Below are 1448 nucleotides of genomic sequence, written 5' to 3' on the forward strand. Positions count from 1 at the left end.
ATTGCGCCGTGGTGGGCGAGTCCTCTTTCAGAAAGCATCAATGCAGCTCCATCCTGGCCGGAAAATTGGCCTTACAGGCGTGAATGGTGCGGGTAAATCGACTTTGTTTGCCGCATTTCTGGGTGGCTTGGTTGCAGATGAGGGAAATCTAACTCGTCCAGCAGTTTGGACTGTGGCACACATGGCTCAGGAAATTAAAGCCTTAGAAATGCCAGCAATTGATTTTGTTTTGTCTGGTGACGAAGAATATTGGGACATTCAAGAAAAATTAGCGCATCCAGATCATCTGAGTAATGATGATTTAGCCAAATTACATGGTCGTTTTGATGAAATTCATGGCTATGCAGCACCTGCGAAAGCAGCCCAATTGATGGCAGGTTTAGGATTTCTTGATCATCAAATCCGTTTAAATGTGGCAAGCTTCTCGGGTGGTTGGCGGATGCGTTTAAACCTCGCCCGTACCTTAATGAGCCGCTCAGACCTACTGTTGCTGGATGAACCCACCAACCATTTGGATCTGGACGCAATTCTGTGGCTGGAAGACTGGCTTAAAGCCTATGAGGGCACGCTGGTGTTGATTTCACATGACCGTGACTTCCTTGATGCCATTACCGACCATATCCTGCACATCGAAAATCAGGAACTCATGCTCTATACAGGCAACTACTCCACCTTTGAAACCACCCGTAGCGAACGCTTGGCACAACAGCAACAGGCGTTTGAGAAACAACAGGAAACCCGTGCACATCTACAAAAATTTATTGACCGCTTTAAGGCCAAAGCCACCAAAGCCCGTCAGGCACAAAGTCGTATTAAACAGCTAGAGCGCATGCAACAGCTTGCGCCTGCGCATGTGGACACGCCATTTACCTTTAGCTTCCGTGAACCCAGCAAAATGAGTTCACCGCTGTTAAGTCTGGATATGGCGACAATTGGCTATGGCGATAAAATCATTGCTGAAAAAATCCGCCTGCAAATCACGCCAAGTTCACGCATTGGCTTGTTGGGGATGAATGGTGCAGGTAAATCAACCCTGATCAAAACATTGGTGGGTGATTTACCGCTCTTGGCAGGCGAGCGCAAAGCCTCTGAACTCTTGAACATCGGTTATTTTGCCCAGCATCAAATGGATGCACTGGATGCCAATGCCAGTCCAATGCTGCAACTGGCCCGCATTGCAGATAAACAAATCAGTGAAGCTTCCTTGCGCGCCTTTCTGGGTGGGTTTGGTTTTAGTGGTGAACGTATGGACACCCCATGCGAGAGCTTTTCAGGTGGTGAGCGCGCACGTCTGGCATTGGCCCTAATCGTATGGCAACGCCCAAATGTATTGATTCTGGACGAACCCACCAACCATCTGGACCTGGATATGCGTCATGCCCTGAGTATGGCATTGCAGGACTTTGAGGGTGCTGTGGTGTTGGTCTCGCACGAACGCCAACTGATTG

The 1448-nt window shown here is 48.8% G+C and carries 1 protein-coding gene; it reads left to right on the forward strand.

The features are described from left to right. Position 1 precedes the first annotated feature (1 nt). On the forward strand, positions 2-1448 hold a 1447-nt coding region (locus B4H32_RS02680), incomplete at its 3' end, for an ABC-F family ATP-binding cassette domain-containing protein (RefSeq protein ID WP_286799694.1).

The organism is Acinetobacter sp. UBA2063, assembly GCF_002333245.1.
Lineage (GTDB): Bacteria > Pseudomonadota > Gammaproteobacteria > Pseudomonadales > Moraxellaceae > Acinetobacter > Acinetobacter parvus.